Genomic DNA, 21661 nt, shown 5'->3' on the forward strand with positions numbered 1-21661 from the left:
GTTCAGTCGGTTAGAATACCGGCCTGTCACGCCGGGGGTCGCGGGTTCGAGTCCCGTCCGCTGCGCCATATTCGGTATCTGGAACACTGAACGCCAGATCACCACAGAAAGCCCGCTTAATGCGGGCTTTTTGCTGTCTGGGATTTGGCTTTGTGCCGGATTCACTGAAGAAGGCGACCTGTTCGGGTCGCTTTTTTCGTTTCTGCCTTATTTATTGTTCGGCATTGCGGCTGTGTCGATAGTCGCTGACGGCCTCGTACACCGCTTTGCGCAATCGGTTGATCCCACCAATCGGCCTATGGGTTTCAAGGCCGAACCATGGATTGAACGACAGGTTGTCGCATTGCAGATTTAGCGCCGGGGTGTCGAAATCCTGGGCGGGCAGCTTGATCCTGGCCACGGTTTCGAAGGGCGCGTCTCGTTCACGCCACTCGATGCTGGTGTCTTCGATCGGCATGTATTGGCCCGGATCCTGGCGCTGGATCTGTAACACGAAGCAGGCCGGCACCCGGTCAGTCGACAACTGCTGGTTCAGCGCACTGCGCAGGAAATTCGGCAGGTTTTGATTTTGCGTGGGCAACGTGTAGGCCGGGCAACTATCAGGATCCGGCAACACCCGGAATTTGGCGTTGGCCTCACCAAACTTGTAAGGCGAAACCGAAAAATAGGTGGTCTGGGTCGGGCTTGCCGGGGCAGGGGAGAGTGTCGCCAGCGCAATAAACAGATGGCGAACCTGCCAGGTGCGCGGGTCCCAAGCCGGGAAGAACGCCATTATCTTTTTGCCGTCAGCCTGAGCGGCCACATTCTGACGATACTCGGCGACATCGCTGACAAAGAAGTTCGGATGGTTGAACATCACGAAATCCTGTTCGCTGCGCCCTTGTCGGCCACTCAGCAACTGTTTCCCCGGCACATCGAACAACTTGATCGCCATGCCCCGGGCATCGCGGATGCTGTCGAACTGCGGATAGGCATTGCCGTTGGACAGCCGCATCGTCGCTTGCCAGGTTTTGCCAGGTTCGCTGAACACGCCTTGGCGCAACGCCGTCGCCAGATCCGGCAGCACCTGAACCTCTGCCTTCACGCAACCATGGGCCTTGGCGTGAGCGTCGCGCAGATAGCGAGTACTTTCGCGGTGTTGATCGACGATCCGTACCGCCGTCTGGATGATGTCCCGGGTCATCGCCGCTTCGCCATCCGGAATCAGTTCTTCAGCCGATACCGGGCCGCGATGTTGCCAGGCGAACCATGCCATGGTCAGCGCCCAGCCGAGGACCCCCAACCCTAACGACCACAGCAGGGTTTTACCAAGGAAGGCACCCAGGCGTAGCCAGAGCGTGATCAGCATGGGTCAATCCTTTTGACTGATGAGGTGGTCTGGCAATTGCGACTCCAGCGGGCCGCCCAACACTTTCAAGTATTCCAGCAGCGCCCAGCGCTCTTGCGGTTGCAGCAGGCGACCGATCACGCCATTACCGCGCTCGCCTGCGCGGAATTCGTGACCGCTGTTGTGGTTGCCGGTAATGCGCGTGTCGAACACAAAACCGTTGGTGAAGGCTTCGGTGCGATAGCCCAAGTGTTTGGGATCGTATTCGAAGGTGCCCTTGTAGAACGTTGTTGCGCGTTCATCCTGGGGCGAGAGCAGTTGGTAAATGCTCGGCACCGAACCGTTGTGCAGGAACGGTGGTGTAGCCCAGACGCCCGCCAGTGGTCGGGCTTTATAGCTGCGCAATTCCTGAACGCCGATAGGCAGGCCGAAACCGTCCAGGTTTGGACGCTCCGTAGGCGTCACATTGGCTGCGCGGTAAGCCTGGTTCCCCACGAAAGCAGTGACGTAGGCCAGCCCCTTGGCCACTGACAACTGGCTCAAATCCAAGGGTTCCGTGGGTTTTGGATGCAGTTGTACGTCCAGTTGTGCAAGCTCTGCCGGATCCCACTTCAAGGCCGTCAGATCGAAGCGATGGTCGGCAATATTGTTGGCCGCGCCGGGGTCTGTGCCAATCAGCTCCACGGGCAACAATTTCAGATGTTGCACCGGTCTGCCGTCGCTTTGGGTGACGCGGGGGACGTGGCACCCGGCGCAGTTTTCAGCGAATAGAGCGCGGCCTTTTGCGGCCAGGGGCTTGTCGATGGTGCCCAACAGGGCTTCCGGCCAGGTGGGCGGTTTGAGTCGTTGCAGGGTTTGTTCGATCCGGTGCAGATCGCGCACCCGGACGCTGGACGGGTAGCGGTCGTCGCCCTTGAGGGGCTGCCCGCTGCCGTCGAAGAAATTCAGCGTGGCGCCGACACCCAGGGCCTCGCCAATATTGCGGGCCATCGGTTGCTGCGCCGAGCCGTTCCACTGCACCCAGTCGAAGGTCCACATGTCCCACAGTTGCGGGTAGTCCACCGGCGCGTTGGCCACGCGGTAGTTGGCGGGCGAAATGGCATCGCCGAAGCTGGCGTTGGCAATGCGCCCGAAGGCGTCGGTACGGCCGGGGCCTTCTTCGGTGGGGTAGAGCCCGCGATGGGTATCGTTCCAGGCCACTTTCAAGAAGGTATCGAGTGAGCTTTTGAAGTCCTGGCGTAGCTGTTGATGCCGGGCATCGTAGTCCTGACCCAAAACATTGCGCGCGAAACGTTCGAATTTCCACGGGTTGTAGTAAGTCGAGGCGAGGCTGGCCACCAGTGCCTGGCCGAAGCTGCCGCCGCGCAGGGTCGGGACGCTGGACGGCAACACATGCTGAGCCGAGCCGCCGTCGATGCGCACGGCCTGGCCATTGAAGCGTAATTCGCCGGTGTGGCAGGCGGCGCAGGTGATGTCCAGAAACTCTTCCTGGCTGCCCGGATTTTGATGACTGGCGAAACCGACGGGCAGGTTGCCAGGGTTGTTTGGCGTGGCTTTCTGGCCTGGATCGATCAGAAAACCAAAGCGTGCGAGGTATTCGGGAGCGGCGAATCGTTTTTGCGAGAAGGGCAGTTCGAGGGCGTTGAACCAGTCATAGCGCAAGCCTTTGACCTGAGTGCCTTGGGGCGTGAAGTAGTAGGCCTGGCGGTCTGCGGCGCTCCATTGCTCCAGGTAATGCACCTGTTGTGCCGGTGACCAGGCTGGCAATTTCGGGTTGGCGACATAGTACAGCACCACCGCGAGGCCCAGCCCCAGCAGTGCTGCGATCAGAATCAGCAAGCGGATTATGAGGCGCACGATAAACATCCTTGTCAATTTGTAACTCTCTTATGCCTCAGCTGACGAGATGCGGCAAGAGGCCATTACGCTTGGGGCTGTGGGAATCGGTCTCCAGGTCTGTGGGGGCCAGATGACAGAAGCTTCATCCTTCTAACCCCGAAATGCGTTTAAACACCTGAACTTATCGGAAGTTTCCTGCTCTCATGCCGGTAGCCATTGGTCGTGGCCGCCTGATAAGCTCGCGGCTTTACTCGATTGCCCTTTAGGCGCATGAACAAGGAAATAGCATGAAACAGCATCGGTTGGCTGCGGCGGTGGCCCTGGTTGGTCTGGTACTTGCGGGTTGTGATTCGCAGACCAGCGTAGAGCTGAAAACCCCGGCGCAAAAAGCTTCCTACGGCATTGGCCTGAACATGGGCAAAAGTCTGGCTCAGGAAGGCATGGATGATCTGGACTCCAAAGCCGTAGCCCAAGGCATCGAAGATGCCGTCGGCAAGAAAGAACAGAAACTGAAGGATGAGGAACTGGTTGAAGCCTTCGCAGCGCTGCAGAAGCGTGCCGAAGAGCGTTTGGCCAAGATGAGCGAAGAGTCGGCAGCCGCCGGCAAGAAATTCCTCGAAGAGAATGGCAAGAAAGCCGGTGTCGTCACCACGGCTTCCGGCCTGCAATACGAAGTGGTCAAGAAGGCCGATGGCGCACAGCCTAAGCCGACCGACGTAGTGACTGTTCACTACACCGGTAAACTGACCAACGGCACCGTTTTCGACAGCTCCGTCGAGCGCGGCAGCCCGATCGATCTGCCGGTCAGCGGTGTGATTCCGGGTTGGGTCGAAGGCCTGCAACTGATGCACGTTGGCGAGAAGTACAAACTGTACATCCCTAGCGACCTGGCTTACGGCGCCCAAAGCCCTAGCCCGGCGATTCCAGCCAACTCGGTGCTGGTATTCGACCTGGAGCTGCTGGCCATCAAGGATCCAGCCAAACAAGACGACGCCAAGTAATCCGCGTCTGCTCTGACAACAACGCCTCGCTTATGCGGGGCGTTGTTGCATCTGGGGTTCAGTGAAGGTAAACAAAGAGAACGGATGCGGTACGCTGCAGTCATAGCCAGTGAGAGTGCCCGAGCTAGACGGACCGGTGCGCCAAGTCAATGAAATCTTGGGTTTTTTTATGTGAGTAAAAAACGCCCGATCTGAGCAGGACCCTTATGAAACGGGGCTTCCAGCGGTGAAATGCAGCTCTGTTCACAAGGTTATCCACAATTTGTGTGGATAACATTTCAGTGGGAGGAAAAGATGAAAACGCCCTGGAATTTCGCCCGTTTCCTGCCACTGGCCGGGCGCCTGCTCGCCCGTGGTCGTTTGCCAACCCTGCTGTTTGCGGTTGCCAGCAAAGGTGCCAGCCAAGGTAATCGTCTGGGCAAAATAAAGGACGATCTGCGCTTGTTGCAGGCACTCTGCCTGGCCTACTGGCGTGGCGAGTACCGGGCCATCAGCCCGAAAGCGCTGGTTTCGGTAGTGGCCGGCCTGATGTATTTCCTCAGCCCGGTGGATGCGATCCCGGATTTCATCCCGGTGTTCGGCATGCTCGACGACATTGCCGTGCTGGCCTGGCTGATGAAAGTCCTCGATGACGAACTCAACGCCTTCCGCGCCTGGCGCAATCGTCAGGCGCCGGAAAAACTCGCGGTGGTCGAACGCCTGCCTGATACCCCGGAACAACTGCAACTACAGGGCCCGAAAAAAAACTGAACCGATTCAGGATCATCCATATTCATACCCCCCGCGACCTTGGCCGCTGTTAGGATTACACTTCTAGGGAAAAGTGCCGACTCGCTACGTGTCGTTGTCCTACGGGGTAGTCATGGATATTCAGATAATTACACGCGAAGGCGAACCAGAATATGCGGTTCTGCCATGGGCCCAGTATCAGGCTCTACTGAAAGCAGCAGGCATCAAGCAACAACCACCACACGACGCCCCAGAGCGTCCCGTGGCGGCACCAGACCCGATTCTTCCGGGTCTGGATCAACTACGCAGTTTGCGCGAAGGGAAGGGCATCGCCATTGAGGCGCTTGCCCGCACGGTAGGCATCAGCCCGTCATATCTCGCCTTGATCGAAAGCGGTGAGCGTCAACCTGACGCTGCTATTCGCCGCAGCCTCGCCTGGGAATTGACGGTGCCGGGATGGAGGGATGAATCGTGAGCGTACGCATCAGTCGTCAACATTGGGATGGATTGCTGGGGGAACTGGATCAGGCGCGTCGTCAGCGCCATCTTTTGACTTATCGGGCGTTGCTGGAGCGTTTGCAGCTACCCACGCCCGCCATGCAAACCCTGACCGCCGCCCTTGAGCACCTGGCCGCGCTGGATGCCAAGGCCGAGCAGCCGCTGCGCAGCTCACTGGTAATCAGCCAGGGCGCCAGCCGCTTGCCGCGCACCGGCTTCTTCGAATGTGTCGAGCGCCTCGGGCGCTTCTCCGGACCGTCCGATGGCGTGGCTGCCGCGTCCTGGCATGCCTCGGAAGTAGTGCGGGTGTTCGAATACGAGTACCCCGAGTCGGCGGAAGCCTGAGTGTTTCTACGACTCAAGGCGCGGACCGGTTACTGGCTGGCCCGCCGGTTGTTCCACTGGTCGTGGTTTGTGCGCCAGCCGCGAGGCTGGCGTTGGCTCGAGGGCCAGTTCGCGCGCATGGCGAACCTGGGGGACGTCGGCGCCCAGAGCTTCTACGGCCACATTCTGACCTTTCGCGGCGTCGGCCTTGGGGCTCGCGAGGAAGGCATACGATTACTGCGCCTGGCCGCATTGGCGGGGGACGGCAAGGCCGCGTATCAGGTTGGCGCGATCTGCCTCGCGGGGACGCCGAGCAAGGCGCCAGATCCGGTGGAAGCGGCGCGGTTTTGGCGTATTGCTTTGAAGGCCGGGCATCCGTTGGCTGAGATCAAGTTGAAAGGGTTGGTGAGTGGCGATGCTGCGCAGTAATTCGATGTTCTTCGATAAGCGAGCGTTGTGGGGGGATCTAACGATCGTCCTTCGTGAACCACAAAACTGTTCAGCGCCTCATGGGCGAGCTTCAGTTAAAAAGCCCTGCGCATAAAGAAATACTGCGCCTACAAAGGCGAAGAGGGGCAGGTAGCGAAAATATCCAAAACAAATGTGCGACGGTGGATTTGGGGGCTGTTTTTTATCGGTTGATGAACTAGCATTTTTGCGTGGCATTGGCCTCGTAATTGCCCCCACGTCAAACCCTGACTTCAGCAAGGACGCTTTGTATGAAACCGCTCATGAGTTCATTGGCACTCACTGTCGCAATCATCACGTTGGCCGGTTGTTCAACGACTTCGCAACCCGGCAGAAACACACCCCTGGGCGAAGAAAACCTCAATGGCTCGGGTTTTCTTTCCGATGTCTACCCGCTGATGAAAGAAGGCAAGGACGGCGAAGCACTGCGCCTGTACCGCAATCCGAAATATGCCTCCACGGCGAGCTTTACTCGCTTCACCAAAGTGCTGCTCGATCCGGTCAAGCTGTATGCCGGTTCCAAATCTAAATTGAAGGATGCCCCACAAGACGAGGCCAAAGCGATTGCCCAAGGCTTCTATAACCAGTTGCATGAGCAGTTTGGCAAGGATTATCAGATGGTCCAGACTCCCGGCCCGGATACCTTGCGGATCTCTGTAGCGATCGTCGATGCCGAAGCCTCCGACACCTCGCTCAAGGCCGCCTCGTACATTCCGCTAGGACTTCCGGGAGCGAAAGCAGCAGCGATGCAAGCGGCAACGCAAACCACCGGCCAACCCCTCGCCACTGGTCAAGTGACCGTCGAAGGCAAGATGTACGATTCACAAACAGGTGAAATCGTCGCAGCCGTAATCGACCGCCGCACAGGCTCGCGTCGCCCAATTATCGGTCTGTTTGAAAGCAGCACATATGACAAGTGGAGCGACGTGACGGAGGCAGAAAAGTACTGGGCGGAAAAAATGCGTTATCGCCTGTGCATGCGCCGTGCAGCGACCAACTGTGTTGATGCTGTCGAGTAAGTCAGCTCACCAGCATGCCATGACCCGCAATCCGGCTATCGCCGGGTTGTGTAGGGCCTTAACGACTGTAGTTCATCAGCCTCGCAATCGGACGAGACTCTACTTATCCAGTCATGGCCCGGATGCAGCAGAGTTAGATGCTGAGCCAACCATTGCCGTTCTTCTGACGATAGCTGCGGCAGCGCCCGGCTGAAATCAGCATGACTTCAAAATACCCCCCATTCCGTCATATTTTCGCAATGAAAGCATACGAGTCTTGTCGGCAGAAAATAGGGCATAACAGAATGTTTCGGCACGCTAATGCGCTGTTTTAATTATGGAAAATGGATTTCAAGGAAAGCCGATGTCGATGTTTTTTCAGATCATGGATAAATCTGAGAGTGGTGGGTGCGGCGATTCTTTCTCCCCGATAGTCAACGATCCTTATGTCTTCGGCCAATTGGCAGCCAGCAATGCGGCCCACGTGTTATGAGGGTGGTGACCTCAGGCTCGGCGTACCTGGACATCGACGCGTATGCCTGTTGCATTGCGTACGCCGAGCTGTTGAATCACCAAGGCGTTGATGCTCGGGCCGTCAGTAGGGCCCCGCTCAATGTCAGCATCTCCAGGACCGTGCTCGGATGGCAATCATCTCTGGACAATTATCTGCCGAGAGCGGGTGATGAGTTCGTGTTGGTGGATGTCTCCGACTACCACCATTTCGACCCGGTGGTGGTTCTTGAACAGGTGGTGGAAGTCATTGACCATCACCCTGGCTTTGAAAACTATTGGGCGCAGAGGCTCGGATCTGCGGCAGACATCCTGCCGATCGGCGCAGCGGCGACTCTGATTTTTCAGCGTTGGGAAGCGGCAGGGCTGTTGCCGCTGATCAGCGAAAAAAGTGCTGCGTTGCTGGCCACGGCAATTCTGGACAATACCCTGAATTTCACAGGGCAGTTGACCACCCAATCGGATATCCGGGCTTATGAAGTCCTCGCACGGCGGGCGAAACTGGAAGCGGACTGGCCCGAGCGGTATTTCTCCGAGTGCCAAGCCACTATCGAGTCAGACCTGATTGGTGCGTTGGCGGTTGATTTGAAGCGGCTGAAAGCCGATAGCAACCTGCCGCAGGTTTTCGCGCAGATGGCGGTGTGGGATGCCAGTGCGCTGATCCGAACGCATCGTTCAACGATCTGTCACTGGCTGGCGGCGCAGGGTGGGGACTGGCTGTTGAACGTCATCAGCATCCGCGAGTGCAAAAGCTACTTTCTGGCTGAACCCTTGGTCAGTCAACAAAAGTTGAGCCATTTGCTGCCGATCGTATGGCAGGCCGGAATGGCTGTGCTTGAGCGCTCGCTGCTACGTAAGGAACTGTTGAAGTTGGGGTTGGCCGCATCTCCGTTGTGAGTAAACCGCCTCTGGTTTTGCCCTTTCCAAGCGAATGAAATTGCCTCGAACCCACCGAGCGAGGTGCCAGCGACGTTTCTGTCTCACTAGTCTTGCACGGTCCATGCAACGAGCCGGGCAACGATTGGGCGCACGACGAGCACGCAGACGAATGCCGAAGGCATTGCTACTCGGTACGCATTCATCACATTTTCCATGTAATGCTTACCAACGCCGAATTCTGCGATGGTGATGACGAGACACATAAGAAACGCCATGATCGTCGCCATGTAGAGTGCGAAGACGTAAGGCGTCGCGTGTTTCGGGAGGCGAAATCGTGCAGTTTTTTGAGCTATTCCGTCGGTCATCAGTTAATCCTTGTCAATCTTGAGTGGCGAAAGAGCGGCTAACTTAACAAGCTGCTGAAGGCGCTGGTAGACGCGTTGCGCTTAAATCATCCTTAAGTAAAATCGACGAATTGCGACGAGGATCCGATGGATATTCTGGGTTTGATCAATACGTATATACGCGTGGTAGAAAACGGCAGCATAGCGGCGGCAGCCCGCGCCCAAGGCATGAGCGCCGCCGCTGTCAGCCAGAGCATCACCCGACTCGAAGCACACTTGGGAGTGCGTCTGCTTTCGCGCACAACCCGCAGCATGGCGCTTACCGAAAGCGGCACTCGATATTTCGAGAAGGTGCGCCACATTCCGCGCGACATCGATCTCGCCTCGCAAGCCGCTGCCGTCGCAACCAAGCCGCAGGGGCCACTGTGTATCGCCACCACGACGGCGTTTGGCCGTCATGTGCTCGCGCCGCTAATACCCGCGTTCAAGGACGCATACCCGCACATCGACATCGAACTGATCAGTACGGACCGACGCGTTGATCATCGGATTGAGGGCGTCGACGTCAGTATCCGCATCGAAGCGCAGCTGAACGATCAGCTAATTGCCCGGCGTATCGCCTCGCGTCCGTTCGTGTTCTGCGCGTCGCCAGCGTATCTCGACCGCGCGGGCGTGCCCACTACACCTGAGGACCTGAAGCAGCACGCCTGCCTTGTCTTTCGCTATCCAACTGATGGTCGTTTTCTGCCCTGGACTTTTGTGCTCAACGGCAGACGTTTCGAGGCTAAGGTCAACCCGAGCTTCGTCTGCGATGACATCGATACTATCGCGCAGATCGCCGTTTACGGCGGCGGAATCGCACGTCTCGCAAGCTTTGTCGCTCAGCCACTCATCGACAGCGGGCGACTGCTACCCTTGTTCGAGTCGGGCAGTCGCAACGCAACTTGCGCAGAGCCTGAGCCGATGGACATCTATGCCTGTGTCACCGAGCGGTCGGCTTTGAATGTAAAGGTGCGCGCGTTCATCGATTTTCTCGAACGTGCGATGGAAAGCGAGCCGAATGCGCTCGCACAGACTGCCGCACGACGGTCTGATAAAGCGAAAAATCGACGATCTGGGCGGACGCTTACTGTCTAGGGGCCTGGCCACAAAGTTTTAGAAAATGCGTAAGCGATGGGCTTGAAACGGGAAGCAGGCTGCAGCTTCCGTTTCCCAGATGCTGACAGTTCAGTTGGAAGAGTTGTTCAGCTGCTGAAGCTCAAGTTGCTTGGCAGCACTGGCTTCGAGGGTTGCACGCTCTTCATCCAGATACCGATAAATGCTTTGGAAGTTGGCGATTTTCTGTTTGATTTCTGCCATCTTCTTTTCAATTAGCTTAGCGCCGTCAGCACAATCGATCAGCTTGTTCCGCTGCGCATCCAGAATCTCGCCTATTTCCCCCAGGGAAAACCCCATGCTTTGCGCGCGCTGGATAAAGTCCAGATCCTGCAGAGTTTGCTCTGTGTAAACGCGATAGTTGTTAGTTTGCCGCAGCGGTGAGATCAGGCCGATTTGCTCGTAGTAACGCAGCGTATGGCGGCTGGCGCCGCTGCGGGCCTCGAGTTCGCCGATTTTCATGAAAACACCGCTTGACTATAGAGTTGGGTCGATAGTTTACGCTTGATTTCTCACCTTAAACAAGGAGCAGGGAAATGAGCGTGGAGTGCTTTGTCACGGGGGGTACCGGCTTCATCGGTCAACATTTGGTGGCGTACCTGAGTGCAAAAGGTCACACCATTCGGGTGTTGATGCGTCGCCCAGAGCGACTAGCTGCACTGCGGGAGCAAGTCGACAATTTGGGAGGGTGCGCAACCCGGGTATTTGCCGTAGCTGGCGATCTGGAACGGGACAACCTCGGGCTGAGTCTTGCTGACCGAGAAGTGCTAAGGCACGCCAGAGTCATATTCCACCTAGGCGCCCACTTCGCATGGGGGCTTTCAATGGAGCATTCTCGTGCGGTGAATGTGGAAGGGGCAAAGCGCGTGGCGCTGTTGGCGGCTGAGCAAAAAAGCCGGTTAGTGATGATCGGCGGCTACATGCTGAAAAATCATGAACATCTGCAACGCATCGGAATTGATCCTCGTTATCCGGAGCTGACGAATTGGCCTGCCGTCTACCGACATGTCGGTGGTTACGAGGGGAGCAAGCTGGAGGCGCATTTTGCGACCCTGGAGGTCATGTCCGCCAAGGGCGGGGAGATTACCGTTGTCCACCCCGCGACGGTTTGTGGCCACAGCCGCACGGGGCATATCCTTGACGGTCAGCCGCTGGTGGAGTTGATACGCAACCTTGTGCAGGGAAAGCTGACCGCAGTGCCCGGTACCGCCGAGCACTGGCTGCCACTGGTCACCGTGGATTACCTGGTTGAGCTGGTGGCGGTTTGTGCTTTTGATCCTGCCATGGTGGGCCAGGAACTGCTGGCGCTTGATGACCAAACTCCCAACTTGCGAGAACTCCTGGTACAGGTGGCACAACCTTTGGGCTTAAAGTCTCCCAAGCATTACATTTCACTCCGATTGCTGAAGTTGCTACTGAGTATTCCTCCCGTCGCGCGGTTTTTGAATTCAAAACCCGAAGCCTTGGACTTTATCCAGACCACTCGTTTTGATACAGCGGCGGTCGAGCAATTTGCCAACAGGCATGGAATAGCCAAACCGGATATACGTCAGTCTTTGCAGCACACTGCAACGTTCGTAAACTCATATTGCATAGCCAAGGGTTAGGCCCTCTGACTTTGCGCCGTCGATGTAGGGCGGCATTCTATCGAACGACAATTCAGCGACAGGGATCGTCATCAATGCAATCTACTTTCAGCAAAGGCGTCATATTTGCACTCTCCGCTGCGGCACTGAACGCAACGATCGGTGTACTCAGCAAAGTACTCATGAGTAATGGTTTCACCGCTAGCAGTGTCGCTGTCATCAAGACCGTACTGGGTTGCGTGCTTCTCTCGATCTTACTGTTTTTCCTCAAGCGCCCGGCGGCGTCGACCAAATGGGCTCAGGCGGCTATCTGCGCATTCCTTGGCATCTTTGTGCTGTTCCATTTCGAAACGTCCGCCTATCGACATTACGCTGCGGCAGGTGTGGTGGTGGTGCTGATGGCCAGTGCCTCAATTTCCTCGATCATTCTGGGGCGCATTTTCCTCAAGGATGCCATCACCGCGAACGCTATCGTTGGCGCCGCACTGGCTATCGCTGGGATCTCGGTGATCTTCGGCGGCGACCTGCAGCAGGGCTTTACCCTGCAAGGTGCTGCGCTCGCCTCCATGGCCGGCTGCGGCTATGGGGCCTTTTCGGTTGCCATGAAGCGTATGGGTGTGTCGGGGGGGCTGCACTTCACCCGACAATTGTTGTTCTTTGGCAGCCTGTACCTGCTGATGCCGGCTGCGGCCGATGGTTTCGCGATGGGCGAGCTGTCGCCGCTGGCGATCGCCGCGCTACTGGCGCTGGCCACGCTGCCGACAATCCTGGGCTTCTTCTGCACCACCAAGGCCATCGAGTATCTCAAGCCATCCCAAGTGCAAGCGCTGGAGCTGACCGAGCCACTGTTCGCCGCGCTGCTAGCGTTTGTGGCGCTCAATGAAGTACCGCGCGAAAGCCTGTACCCGGGAGCGGCACTGATCATCGTCGGCCTGTGTTTCTCCAATGAACTAATCCGCTTGGGCAGCAAAGCATCCGTCCCTTCGACCGAGTGAGCTATTTTCGGATCCTGATTACTTTAGCAATCAGTGGTTTTTAAGTGTTTTGAGCGACTGACCGCTTCTGGCCGGTTGCCGCCTGTTGCCACCGGCAGCTATAGGTCGAAAGCGGTTAACCCGCGGTGGAGAAATCAACCCAGGCTTCAGCGAAGCCTTCCCCCACGTTTGCCTTTTTTGAGCGAAATTTCTGGGCAAGGTCTATTCCGCTGCGCGATGGCTGCGATGTGCTGGATGTGATTGGGCGGCGGTTGCGGGCTCGGTCTTCGGAGTAGCGCCTAGCGGCTTTTGTGGCGAGGGAGCTTGCTCCCGCTTGAGTGCGAAGCACTCATAAAATTGGCGATATAGCCGGATTTTTTGGGGCCGCTACGCAGCCCAGCGCGAGCAAGCTCGCTCGCCACAGGATGGGTGTTTAACTTTATCGATTTGCAGTAAGGCAAGCCCCTTCACCACGGAGTTGTGGGCGGCAGGGGAGCAAGATCAAAAGATCGCAGCCATCACCGATGTCCGACAACCACCGCTTCTTCGGTTGTCGGCACTGCCAGGCTATCAATCACATGCACGCTATACCCCGGCACATTCTTCGCGTGGTGTTTGGCCTGCGAGGCCATCTCGGCCAACTGACTCGCGTCGAGTTGTCCGCAGGCCTGTGGATGTAAATGCACCACGCCGATGGACAGCGATAGCAGCGGGAACTCCTGTCTTACGCCCTGGCGGTTGGGGGCGATGAAGCAGCCGGCTTCCAGGTGTTCGCTGCGGTAGAAGCGTCGGCATTGACTGTGGAAGTCGTCCAGCAATTGGTTGAGGCGTTTGCGCCAGTCTTCGGGGCCGAGCACCAGCAGGAAGTCGTCGCCGCCGATATGGCCGACAAAGTCGCGGGAGGGGTCGACGCGGTCGTTCAGGCATTGCGCCAAACACAGTAGGACTTCATCCCCACGACCGTAGCCGTAGATGTCGTTGAAGGGTTTGAAGCTGTCGATGTCCACGTAGCAGATCACCGATTCCCGTTCCTGTTGCAGCAGCCGTGTCAGGCATTGCTGGATCGGAACGTTGCCCGGCAGCAGGGTCAGCGGGTTGGCGTAGCGGGCTTGCTGGATTTTCAGTTCGGTAATCAGTTTGAGCACGTCGATCACTCGGCCCAACCCCAGATAGCTGCCGTTGAGGGTGATGATGAAGTCTTCTTCGATGCGTTGGCGGGCGCGGCTGGTGATCAAGCGGCTGACCTGTTGCAGCGACTGGCTCAGCTCCACGGCGAGGAAGTCGTCGCTCATCAAGCGGCTGATGGGTTTGCGGGCGAACAGGTCGGTGGCAAAGGGCTTGAGCAGGGCGTCAGAGAGCGAATGACGATGGACGATGCCGCACGGCTTGCCCTGCTTGTCGAGCACCGCCAGGGAGTTCAGGTTGGCCTGGCGGCGGAAGGCTTCCAGTACGGTGGCGGTCGGGGTGTCGCTGGCCATCGCCGGTTGGTCGTTGAGCAGGGCGCTGAGGTCACTGGCTTCCTCGTTCAGCATCGCTACGGCGCTGTTTGGTTTGGGCATAAAGGTTCGGGCATCGCGGGGCGGATGCTCCTGGGGCCGGCAGAGCAGATAGCCTTGCACAAGATCGACGCCCATTTCGGTCAACACGGCGAGTTCTTCTGGCAATTCAATGCCTTCGGCGATCACTTTTGCCCGCGAAGCCTTGGCGATTTGCAGGATCGAGCCGACGAATTCACGCTTGAGCGCGTCCTGATGAATGCCATCGATAAAGTGCCGATCGATCTTGACGTAATCCGGGCGCAATTCAGACCAGAGCCGCAGGCTCGAATAACCCGCGCCCAGATCATCCAGCGCAATCGAAAAGCCCATCGCCCGATAGTGATGCAGGGCGGTTTGCAACAACTGGAAATCGTCGGTCGGGGTCTGTTCGGTGAGTTCGATCACCACCTGGCTCGGCGGTATGCCGAAATCCTGCAGCAGTTGCAGGGTGCGTCCAGGTTGGTGGGCGGCTTCGAGCAGGGATTCCGGGGACACATTGAGGAACAGTTTGCCGGGCAGTTGCTGTTCATTGAAACGTCGGCAAGCACTTTGACGGCAAGCGATTTCCAGTTCGCTGAGGCGACCGGCCTGGCGAGCGACCGCGAACAGGGCGATGGGGGAGTGCAGCGGGCTGTTGGAGGGGCCACGGCTGAGGGCTTCGTAGCCGATGATCTGTCGTTCGGAGAGGGAGATGATCGGCTGGAACAGGCTGTGCAAACCGCTTTGAGTCAGTATTGAGCTCAAGGCACTCAGCTGTTCGGTTGTGGTCATGGCGATCTCTGGCGATAAAAAAAGGACCGGGAGCGCAAAGCTCCCGGTCCTTTATTTCACGACAGAATGATGTCTGTTTGATGACGATCCGGGGAGCGTCAGCATTAAATTGCCATCATCTTGATGTAACCACTTAGTGCTTGGCGACCGCGGTGTTGAGTTTCAAGTAATCCAGCAGAATCCGCCCGGTCTCGCTCAGGTAGGCGTCGTCTTCTGGCTTGGTCTTGTCCGGCTCGGCCGCGATGGCATCTTCGTCTTCTTTCTTCAGCTCTTTGAGCGGCTCTTCACCCTTGGCCTTGCGACGGATGTTTTCCATGGCCAGTTGCTTGGCTTCGATATCAGCGTGTTGTGCACGACGGTCGGCTTCATTGAGGCTGACGGTTTTTTCGGCCATCAGCTTCTGGGCCAGGGCCAGTTTGTCGCGGATGAACACGAACTCCGCGTCTTTGGCCGAGCGCATATCATGCTCGGACTTGAGCTGCGTAATGTACGGTTTGAACGGGTCGACCGCCGGCTTGATGGCAGCACGGATGGTGTCCCACGGCATGGCTTCCGGCAGGGCGCTTTCGCCGATTTCCTTGGTGTCGATGATCGACGGGTAATCGATGTCCGGCAGTACACCCTGATGCTGGGTGCTCTGACCGGAAACCCGGTAGAACTTGGCCAGGGTCAGTTTCAGTTCGCCATGGTTCAGCGGCTGAATGGTCTGCACGGTGCCTTTGCCGAAGGTCTGGCCGCCGATGATCAGTGCGCGGTGGTAGTCCTGCATTGCGCCAGCGAAGATCTCAGACGCCGAGGCAGACAAACGGTTGACCAGCAACGCCATCGGGCCTTTGTAGAACGCGCCCGGGTTTTCATCTTCCAGTACATCGACCCGGCCGTCGGCGTTACGCACCAGCACGGTCGGACCTTTGTCGATGAACAGGCTGGTCAGCTCGGTGGCTTCCTGCAAGGAGCCGCCGCCGTTGTTGCGCAGGTCGATGACCACGCCGTCGACCTTGTCTTTCTGCAGTTCGGTCAGCAGCTTCTTGACGTCGCGGGTGGTGCTCTTGTAGTCCGGATCGCCGGCACGGAAGGCCTTGAAGTCCAGGTAGAAGGCCGGGATCTCGATGATGCCGAGCTTATAGTCCTTGCCATCCTGCTTGAGGTTGAGGACCGACTTCTTCACCGCCTGATCTTCGAGTTTCACCGCTTCACGGGTGATCGGCACGATCTTGCTGGTCTGGTCGTTCGGCGCATTGCTGGCCGGGATCACTTCCAGGCGCACCACGGTGCCTTTCGGCCCACGAATCAGTTTGACCACTTCGTCCAGGCGCCAGCCGACCACGTCGACCATCTCTTTGTTGCCCTGGGCCACGCCGATGATCTTGTCGGCCGGTGCCACTAGCTTGGTCTTGTCGGCCGGGCCGGCAGGCACCAGGCGCACGACTTTGACCTGGTCGTTATCGCTCTGCAACACGGCGCCGATGCCCTCCAGGGACAGGCTCATGTTGATGTCGAAGTTCTCCGCGTTATCCGGCGACAGATAGTTGGTGTGCGGGTCGTAGGACATGGCGAAGGTGTTGATGTACGCCTGGAAGATATCTTCCGCGCGGGTCTGGTCCAGACGCGCCAGCTGATTCTTGTAACGCTTGGTCAGGGTTTCCTGAATCTGCTTCGGCTCTTTGCCGGAGATCTTCATCCGCAGCACTTCGTCCTTGACGCGCTTGCGCCACAGGTCGTCGAGCTCGGCGGTGGTCTTGAGCCAAGGGGCATCCTTGCGGTCGATCAGCAAGGTTTCCTTGGTGGTGAAGTCGATTTTGTCGACGCCCTTGTTCAGCTCGGCAAGGGCAAAGTCCAGACGCGCCTTGACGCGGTCCAGATAGCGCTTGTACATGGTGAACCCGGCGTTCAGGTCGCCGCTCTTGAGGAAGTCGTCAAACTGGGTTTTCCATTTGTCGAATTCGGCAATGTCACTGGCCATGAAGTAGCTGCGCGATGGATCCAGCAGCTTGAGGTAGCTGTCGTAGATGATCGCGGAGCGCGCATCGTCGAGCGGCGGCTTGCTGTAGTGGTGGCGCTTGAGCAATTCGACGACGTTCAGACTGGCGATGACTTCGTCGCGATCGGGCTGAAGCTTGTCCCAGCTGTTGGCTGCGAACGAATTGCTCGACATCGGCAAAAGACCGAAACCAATGACAAGAGCGAGGGCGGTGCTGGGGAAAAAATGCTTCATGCTGATTCGACGCGGGGACAATTGATCACGCATATTAGGCCGTCTTTGAAGTCGCCGGTTCCCACAAGGGCCGGTCGCATAATGCAAGAAAGCCCGGCGCTACAGCTTCGGGCTCAGTCCAGACTCACTATGGAGGCACTGTGAAAGCATTGCAAGGCGTTGAAGGGCGAGTGGAGTGGGTTGAGGAGCCGAGTCCTACGTGCGATGTAGGACAAGTTCGTATCCGAGTGGCGGCTGCGGGACTCAATCGAGCCGATTTGTTACAGAAAGCAGGCCTGTATCCGCCACCGCCGGGAGCCAGTCAAGCACTGGGTCTTGAGTGTTCGGGGGTGATCAGCGAGGTCGGCCCGGGCTCGTCCTGGCAAGTCGGCGATCGGGTTTGCGCCTTGCTGGCCGGGGGGGGGATGGCCGAAGAGGTAGTTGTCGACGGACGGCATGTGTTGCCGGTTCCCGAAGGTTTGTCCCTGGCCGAGGCCGCGGCGTTGCCGGAAGTGTATGCGACGGTTTGGCTGAATTTGTTTCAACTGGCTGCGCTCAAACCAGGTGAGAAAGTTCTTCTGCACGCCGGAGCAAGTGGAATCGGTTCAGCTGCCATTCAGCTGTGCAAGGCATTTGGCAACCCGTGCTGGGTCAGCGTCGGCTCCGAGGATCGTCTGGCCTACTGTGAAGCACTGGGTGCCCAGGGTGGAGTGGTGCGCAACAAGGATCTGGAGAGTCTGAACGATCTGGGCCCGTTCGACGTGATTCTGGATCCGGTGGGCGGCAACTATGCGGCGCTGAACCTCAAGCTGCTGGCTCGTGATGGCCGTTGGGTGTTGATTGGTTTGATGGGCGGTCGTGAGGCGCAGCTGGATCTGGCGCAAGTGTTGGCCAAGCGCGTGCAACTGCTGGGTTCGACCCTGCGCAATCGCGATGAGCAGTTCAAGGCCGATTTGTTCAGCGATCTCAGCCAGCACGTCTGGCCGCTGTTTGCCGAAGGGCGTTTGAGCCCGCAACTGGCCAGAACGTTTGCGATCGAGGATGCCGAAGCGGCGTTTGCGGAGCTGGCGACCAATCAGGTGTCGGGCAAGCTGGTGCTGGTGATCGACGACAGCCTGGTTTAGGGATGATCGTTCCCACGCTCTGCGTGGGAATGCCTCAATGGACGCTCTGCGTCCGCTTCTGGGACGCGGAGCGTGGGAACGATCAACACAAGGGATCTGGTTATTTCCAGATATGGATCGGCCAGCCGGCTTTTTCGGCGTGTTCGAGCAATACCGGATCGGGGTTTACCACATGCGGGAAATCCACCTTCAGCAGCAGCGGCAAATCGTTGCGTGAATCCGAGTAGAAACTCGCGCCTTCAAGGTTTTCCTCTTCGGCGTCCAGCCATTCCAGCAGTCGGGTGATCTTGCCTTCGCGGTAGGTCAGGGTGCCAACCGTGTTGCCGCTGTACACCCTGTGCGCCACTTCCAGCTCGATGCCGAGAATCTCGTCGATGCCCAGACGGTCGGCAATCGGCTTGACCAAATGCGTGCCCGAGGCCGAGATCACCAGGATCCGGTCACCGGCCTTGCGGTGGGCGGCGATGGTTTTGGTGGCGTCGCTGAAGATGATCGGCTCGATGAAGTCCTCCACCCAGGGCGCCACCAAGTGCTCGACCTCTTGCGGCGTGCGACCGATCAGCGGCTCCAGGCTGAAGGCCATGTAGTCTTCCATGGCCAGGTGGCCCCTGCCGTACGCATCCATCAATTCCTTGTCGCGACGCAAGAAGGATTCGCGGTCGACCCAGCCGAGGCGGGCCATCTGTTCGCTCCACAGCGAGGCGCAGTCGCCATGGATCAGGGTTTCGTCCAGATCAAAAATTGCCAGGGCCATCAGTGCGGTTCTCTCTTCAACATCAGCAAGGTCATCAGGCTACCTCACACAGGGCTGTCGGATCGATGGAAAGTGCCAGGCGCTGACCATCGGGATGCAGGTCGGACGCCGAACGGTTCAGCACATCGACCACCAATTCCACCCCCCGAGCTTCCACCCGATAGCGAATCACGTTGCCCAACAGGCTGTGGCTGCGCACCTGGGCGTCGAGTTCGCCGTTCAGGCTCAGCTCAATGGCCTCCGGGCGGATCGCGATGCGGTGGGTGATCGGCCGTTGCAGCAGTTTGCTGGCACTGTCGGCGTCCAGCAGGTTGTAGTTGCCGATGAAGCCTGCGGCAAACACGTCGACTGGCGCGGTGTAGAGGGTTTCGGCATCTCCGCTTTGTACGATCTTTCCCTGATTCATCAGGAAGATTCGATCAGACATGGTCAGGGCTTCTTCCTGATCGTGAGTGACGAAGATCGTGGTCAGGCCGAGTTCGCGCTGGATCTGACGGATCTGTTCGCGCAAGTGCTTGCGAATCCGCGCATCGAGTGCCGACAGCGGTTCATCCAGCAACAGCAGCCGAGGCCGGGTCACCAGCGAGCGAGCCAGGGCAACACGCTGGCACTGGCCGCCGGACAGTTGATGCGGGTAGCGGGCGGCGAAGTCATTGAGCTCTACCAGTCTCAGCACTTCGGCGACGCGTTTTTGGCTGTCGTCGGCGTTGACCTTCTGCATACGCAAACCGAAGGCGACGTTCTGCTCCACGGTCATGTTCGGAAACAGCGCATAACTCTGGAACACCATGCCGATTCCGCGTTTCTGCGGGCTCAGCGGGACGAGGTCGTGACCTTCCAGCAGAATCTGGCCACCGTCCACCGAGGTCAGGCCGGCGATGCAACGCAGCAGCGTGGACTTGCCGCAACCGGACGGGCCGAGCAGGGTGACGAATTCGCCTTTCTTGATTTCGCAGTTGATGTCACTGAATACGGTGGTGCCCGAGTAATCTTTTTGAAGATGTTGGACGCTCACATAGCTCATTCGCTTTTGTCCTTGTTCAAGATATTGGCCACCCAGGTCAGAACCAGCACAAAAAAGAAGTAGGAAATCACCAGCGCGCTGGTGAAGTGGCCGCTGCTGTTACGCATGTTGTTGAGGTAGACCTGCAGCGTTTCGTAGCGGGTGCCGACGAGGATGTTGGCGAACACGAATTCACCGAACAGGAACGAGAAGGACAGCAGCAACGCCACCATCAGCCCCTTGCGCAGGTTCGGCAACACCACCAGGAAGGCTGCTTGCCAAGTGCTGGCGCCGAGCAGTTGTGCGGCATCCATCAGGTCGCGCAGGTTGATCGCTTGCAGGTTGTTGGTAATCGCCCGGTACATGAACGGCAGCGCCACGGTGAAGTAGCAACCGATCAGAATCCACGGCGTACCCACCATCGCGAACGGCCCCGAACCATAGAGCTGCAACAGCCCCACCGACGACACCACCGGCGGCACCGCGAAGGGCAGCAGAATCAGGATGTTCATCAGCGCATCGAGCTTCGGGAAGTGGTAATGCACCACGAACAGCAGCGGCAGAATCAGCACCACCGACAGAATCAGCGAGCCGATACAAACCAGTAACGACTGACCGAATGCATCGAGAAAGCGCGGATCGCTCCACAGCTGGATGTACCATTTGAAGGTAAAGCCGCTGGGCATAATCGTCGCCGACCAACTGCTGGCGATCGAGTAGATCAGGGTTCCGAGCAGCGGCAACAACAGAATGGCAAACAGCAAATACACAATGACCCGGTGGTAGACACCGACGGGCCCCAGTTCAGCGCGAGACATGGTAGCTCCTCTTCAACAGCAGCTGATGCACGATGGTCACCAGGGTCATCAACGCCACCAGCACCACGGCCAACGCACTGGCGAGGTTCGGGTCGAGGGAAATGTCGCCGGACACCATCGCCGCGATACGGATCGGCAACACGTTGAAGTTGCCGGTGGTCAGCGCGTAGACCGTGGCATACGCGCCGAGCGCATTGGCCAACAGAATCACGAACGTGCCCAGCAGCGCCGGGGTCAACACCGGCAGACCGATGTGCCGCCAGAACTGCCAGCCATTGGCCCCCAGCAAAGCGGCGGATTCACGCCAGTCTTCGCGCAGGGCATCGAAGGCCGGGTAGAGCAGCAGCACGCCCAGAGGAATCTGGAAGTAGGTATAGAGAATGATCAGCCCGGTTTTCGAGTACAGGTTGAAATCCTGAATGATTCCGGCCTGTTTCAGCATGATGGTGAAGGTGCCGTTGAACCCCAGCAAGATGATGAACGCGAAGGCCAGGGGCACACCGGCGAAGTTGCTGGTCATGTTGGCGAAGGCATTCACGAAGTTGCGCAGTTTCGAGTCGACCCGGCGCAGGGAATAGGCGCCGAGTACGGCAATGATGATGCCGAATACGCTGGACCAGAAACTGATCTCAAGGCTGTACTGGATCGCCTGCAAATAGAACTTCGAGTTGAAGATTTTGCTGAAGTTGGCCAGGCCCCAACCGAACTCTTCCGATTGCAGGCTGTTGATCATCACCCAGAGCAGCGGGGCGATCTCGAACACGAAGAAGAAAATAGCGAAGGGCACCAGGCACAGAGCGGCCAGCCATTTACCGCGGGTCATGGCA

21 protein-coding genes are annotated in these 21661 nt (G+C 58.0%); 11 read left to right on the top strand and 10 right to left on the bottom strand.

Translation table 11 applies throughout. From position 1 onward, the window contains the following. Nucleotides 1-211: 211 nt before the first annotated feature. Together AC1RO5_RS20075 and AC1RO5_RS20080 are read right to left on the bottom strand one after the other, a co-directional pair. Nucleotides 212-1348 (bottom strand): catalase family protein, encoded by a 1137-nt coding sequence (locus AC1RO5_RS20075; protein WP_493177176.1) that lies wholly within the window; start codon nucleotides 1346-1348, stop codon nucleotides 212-214. Nucleotides 1349-1351: 3 nt separating this feature from the next. Continuing rightward, nucleotides 1352-3184 (bottom strand): di-heme-cytochrome C peroxidase, encoded by a 1833-nt coding sequence (locus tag AC1RO5_RS20080; protein WP_493177178.1) that lies wholly within the window; start codon nucleotides 3182-3184, stop codon nucleotides 1352-1354. A 269-nt stretch (nucleotides 3185-3453) separates the two neighbouring features. Between AC1RO5_RS20080 and bamJ the strand changes: the two genes are divergently transcribed. The 7 genes from bamJ to AC1RO5_RS20115 all read left to right on the top strand — a co-directional run bounded on the left by bamJ (nucleotide 3454) and on the right by AC1RO5_RS20115 (nucleotide 8591). Further along, nucleotides 3454-4167: a BamJ family beta-barrel-assembly machinery protein gene (bamJ, locus tag AC1RO5_RS20085; RefSeq protein WP_019648192.1), complete on the top strand. Its 714-nt coding sequence runs from the start codon at nucleotides 3454-3456 to the stop codon at nucleotides 4165-4167. 294 nt (nucleotides 4168-4461) lie between these two features. Then, nucleotides 4462-4917 carry a YkvA family protein gene (locus AC1RO5_RS20090; protein ID WP_493177180.1) on the top strand — a complete coding sequence of 152 codons (456 nt, stop codon included), beginning with the start codon at nucleotides 4462-4464 and terminating at the stop codon, nucleotides 4915-4917. A 112-nt stretch (nucleotides 4918-5029) separates the two neighbouring features. Further along, on the top strand, nucleotides 5030-5371 hold the full coding sequence (locus AC1RO5_RS20095; RefSeq protein ID WP_493177182.1) for a helix-turn-helix domain-containing protein: 342 nt from the start codon (nucleotides 5030-5032) through the stop codon (nucleotides 5369-5371). Then, a complete protein-coding gene (locus AC1RO5_RS20100) occupies nucleotides 5368-5739 on the top strand; it encodes a hypothetical protein (protein WP_003223109.1) in 372 nt (123 codons plus the stop codon). Before AC1RO5_RS20095 ends, AC1RO5_RS20100 begins: the two co-directional genes overlap by 4 nt. Continuing rightward, a complete protein-coding gene (locus AC1RO5_RS20105) occupies nucleotides 5740-6147 on the top strand; it encodes an SEL1-like repeat protein (protein ID WP_493177184.1) in 408 nt (135 codons plus the stop codon). Nucleotides 6148-6437: 290 nt separating this feature from the next. Next, nucleotides 6438-7205 (top strand): DUF3313 domain-containing protein, encoded by a 768-nt coding sequence (locus AC1RO5_RS20110; RefSeq protein WP_493177186.1) that lies wholly within the window; start codon nucleotides 6438-6440, stop codon nucleotides 7203-7205. A 468-nt stretch (nucleotides 7206-7673) separates the two neighbouring features. Then, a complete protein-coding gene (locus AC1RO5_RS20115; protein ID WP_493177187.1) occupies nucleotides 7674-8591 on the top strand; it encodes a DHH family phosphoesterase in 918 nt (305 codons plus the stop codon). 86 nt (nucleotides 8592-8677) lie between these two features. Here the strand turns inward: AC1RO5_RS20115 and AC1RO5_RS20120 are convergent, their stop codons facing one another. Beyond that, nucleotides 8678-8938 (bottom strand): DUF2798 domain-containing protein, encoded by a 261-nt coding sequence (locus AC1RO5_RS20120; protein WP_493177189.1) that lies wholly within the window; start codon nucleotides 8936-8938, stop codon nucleotides 8678-8680. 126 nt (nucleotides 8939-9064) lie between these two features. On the opposite strand from AC1RO5_RS20120, the gene AC1RO5_RS20125 reads away from it, so the two are divergent. Continuing rightward, nucleotides 9065-10054, top strand: coding sequence for a LysR family transcriptional regulator (locus AC1RO5_RS20125; protein WP_493177190.1), 990 nt, complete (start codon nucleotides 9065-9067; stop codon nucleotides 10052-10054). Between the two features lie 90 nt (nucleotides 10055-10144). Here the strand turns inward: AC1RO5_RS20125 and AC1RO5_RS20130 are convergent, their stop codons facing one another. Next, complete coding sequence (locus tag AC1RO5_RS20130) at nucleotides 10145-10534, bottom strand: MerR family transcriptional regulator (protein ID WP_493177192.1); 390 nt, start codon at nucleotides 10532-10534, stop codon at nucleotides 10145-10147. 74 nt (nucleotides 10535-10608) lie between these two features. On the opposite strand from AC1RO5_RS20130, the gene AC1RO5_RS20135 reads away from it, so the two are divergent. Together AC1RO5_RS20135 and AC1RO5_RS20140 are read left to right on the top strand one after the other, a co-directional pair. Then, nucleotides 10609-11679 (top strand): SDR family oxidoreductase, encoded by a 1071-nt coding sequence (locus AC1RO5_RS20135; RefSeq protein ID WP_493177193.1) that lies wholly within the window; start codon nucleotides 10609-10611, stop codon nucleotides 11677-11679. Between the two features lie 74 nt (nucleotides 11680-11753). Next, nucleotides 11754-12653, top strand: coding sequence for a DMT family transporter (locus tag AC1RO5_RS20140; RefSeq protein ID WP_493177195.1), 900 nt, complete (start codon nucleotides 11754-11756; stop codon nucleotides 12651-12653). A 497-nt stretch (nucleotides 12654-13150) separates the two neighbouring features. Here AC1RO5_RS20140 and AC1RO5_RS20145 read toward each other — a convergent pair whose 3' ends face one another. Both AC1RO5_RS20145 and AC1RO5_RS20150 read right to left on the bottom strand, forming a co-directional pair. After that, nucleotides 13151-14941 (bottom strand): bifunctional diguanylate cyclase/phosphodiesterase, encoded by a 1791-nt coding sequence (locus AC1RO5_RS20145; RefSeq protein WP_493177197.1) that lies wholly within the window; start codon nucleotides 14939-14941, stop codon nucleotides 13151-13153. Nucleotides 14942-15074: 133 nt separating this feature from the next. After that, nucleotides 15075-17156, bottom strand: a complete 2082-nt coding sequence (locus tag AC1RO5_RS20150) for a carboxy terminal-processing peptidase (protein ID WP_493177199.1) — start codon at nucleotides 17154-17156, stop codon at nucleotides 15075-15077. Between the two features lie 140 nt (nucleotides 17157-17296). Between AC1RO5_RS20150 and AC1RO5_RS20155 the strand changes: the two genes are divergently transcribed. Beyond that, complete coding sequence (locus AC1RO5_RS20155) at nucleotides 17297-18259, top strand: zinc-binding dehydrogenase (RefSeq protein WP_493177200.1); 963 nt, start codon at nucleotides 17297-17299, stop codon at nucleotides 18257-18259. Nucleotides 18260-18359: 100 nt separating this feature from the next. On the opposite strand, the gene AC1RO5_RS20160 is transcribed toward AC1RO5_RS20155, so the two are convergent. Genes AC1RO5_RS20160 through AC1RO5_RS20175 form a run of 4 tightly spaced genes read right to left on the bottom strand, consistent with a single transcriptional unit; the run spans nucleotide 18360 to nucleotide 21657 of the window. Then, nucleotides 18360-19013 carry an HAD family hydrolase gene (locus AC1RO5_RS20160; protein WP_493177201.1) on the bottom strand — a complete coding sequence of 218 codons (654 nt, stop codon included), beginning with the start codon at nucleotides 19011-19013 and terminating at the stop codon, nucleotides 18360-18362. A 34-nt stretch (nucleotides 19014-19047) separates the two neighbouring features. Beyond that, nucleotides 19048-20037, bottom strand: coding sequence for an ABC transporter ATP-binding protein (locus AC1RO5_RS20165; protein WP_138866072.1), 990 nt, complete (start codon nucleotides 20035-20037; stop codon nucleotides 19048-19050). Next, nucleotides 20034-20834: an ABC transporter permease gene (locus AC1RO5_RS20170; protein ID WP_018925174.1), complete on the bottom strand. Its 801-nt coding sequence runs from the start codon at nucleotides 20832-20834 to the stop codon at nucleotides 20034-20036. Before AC1RO5_RS20170 ends, AC1RO5_RS20165 begins: the two co-directional genes overlap by 4 nt. Next, a complete protein-coding gene (locus AC1RO5_RS20175) occupies nucleotides 20821-21657 on the bottom strand; it encodes an ABC transporter permease (RefSeq protein WP_162130330.1) in 837 nt (278 codons plus the stop codon). Before AC1RO5_RS20175 ends, AC1RO5_RS20170 begins: the two co-directional genes overlap by 14 nt. Nucleotides 21658-21661: the final 4 nt, after the last annotated feature.

Source organism: Pseudomonas sp. GW822-FHT02G04 (assembly GCF_058802085.1).

Bases quoted from the DNA above. Each gene is read 5' to 3' on its own strand.
- AC1RO5_RS20135 (WP_493177193.1), top strand. From the start codon at position 10,609: ATGAGCGTGGAGTGCTTTGTCACGGGGGGTACCGGCTTCATCGGTCAA.
- AC1RO5_RS20115 (WP_493177187.1), top strand. From the start codon at position 7,674: ATGAGGGTGGTGACCTCAGGCTCGGCGTACCTGGACATCGACGCGTAT.
- AC1RO5_RS20125 (WP_493177190.1), top strand. From the start codon at position 9,065: ATGGATATTCTGGGTTTGATCAATACGTATATACGCGTGGTAGAAAAC.
- AC1RO5_RS20130 (WP_493177192.1), bottom strand. From the start codon at position 10,534: ATGAAAATCGGCGAACTCGAGGCCCGCAGCGGCGCCAGCCGCCATACG.
- AC1RO5_RS20160 (WP_493177201.1), bottom strand. From the start codon at position 19,013: ATGGCCCTGGCAATTTTTGATCTGGACGAAACCCTGATCCATGGCGAC.
- AC1RO5_RS20145 (WP_493177197.1), bottom strand. From the start codon at position 14,941: ATGACCACAACCGAACAGCTGAGTGCCTTGAGCTCAATACTGACTCAA.
- AC1RO5_RS20075 (WP_493177176.1), bottom strand. From the start codon at position 1,348: ATGCTGATCACGCTCTGGCTACGCCTGGGTGCCTTCCTTGGTAAAACC.
- AC1RO5_RS20110 (WP_493177186.1), top strand. From the start codon at position 6,438: ATGAAACCGCTCATGAGTTCATTGGCACTCACTGTCGCAATCATCACG.
- AC1RO5_RS20090 (WP_493177180.1), top strand. From the start codon at position 4,462: ATGAAAACGCCCTGGAATTTCGCCCGTTTCCTGCCACTGGCCGGGCGC.
- AC1RO5_RS20120 (WP_493177189.1), bottom strand. From the start codon at position 8,938: ATGACCGACGGAATAGCTCAAAAAACTGCACGATTTCGCCTCCCGAAA.
- AC1RO5_RS20165 (WP_138866072.1), bottom strand. From the start codon at position 20,037: ATGAGCTATGTGAGCGTCCAACATCTTCAAAAAGATTACTCGGGCACC.
- AC1RO5_RS20140 (WP_493177195.1), top strand. From the start codon at position 11,754: ATGCAATCTACTTTCAGCAAAGGCGTCATATTTGCACTCTCCGCTGCG.
- AC1RO5_RS20170 (WP_018925174.1), bottom strand. From the start codon at position 20,834: ATGTCTCGCGCTGAACTGGGGCCCGTCGGTGTCTACCACCGGGTCATT.
- bamJ (WP_019648192.1), top strand. From the start codon at position 3,454: ATGAAACAGCATCGGTTGGCTGCGGCGGTGGCCCTGGTTGGTCTGGTA.
- AC1RO5_RS20150 (WP_493177199.1), bottom strand. From the start codon at position 17,156: ATGAAGCATTTTTTCCCCAGCACCGCCCTCGCTCTTGTCATTGGTTTC.
- AC1RO5_RS20095 (WP_493177182.1), top strand. From the start codon at position 5,030: ATGGATATTCAGATAATTACACGCGAAGGCGAACCAGAATATGCGGTT.
- AC1RO5_RS20175 (WP_162130330.1), bottom strand. From the start codon at position 21,657: ATGACCCGCGGTAAATGGCTGGCCGCTCTGTGCCTGGTGCCCTTCGCT.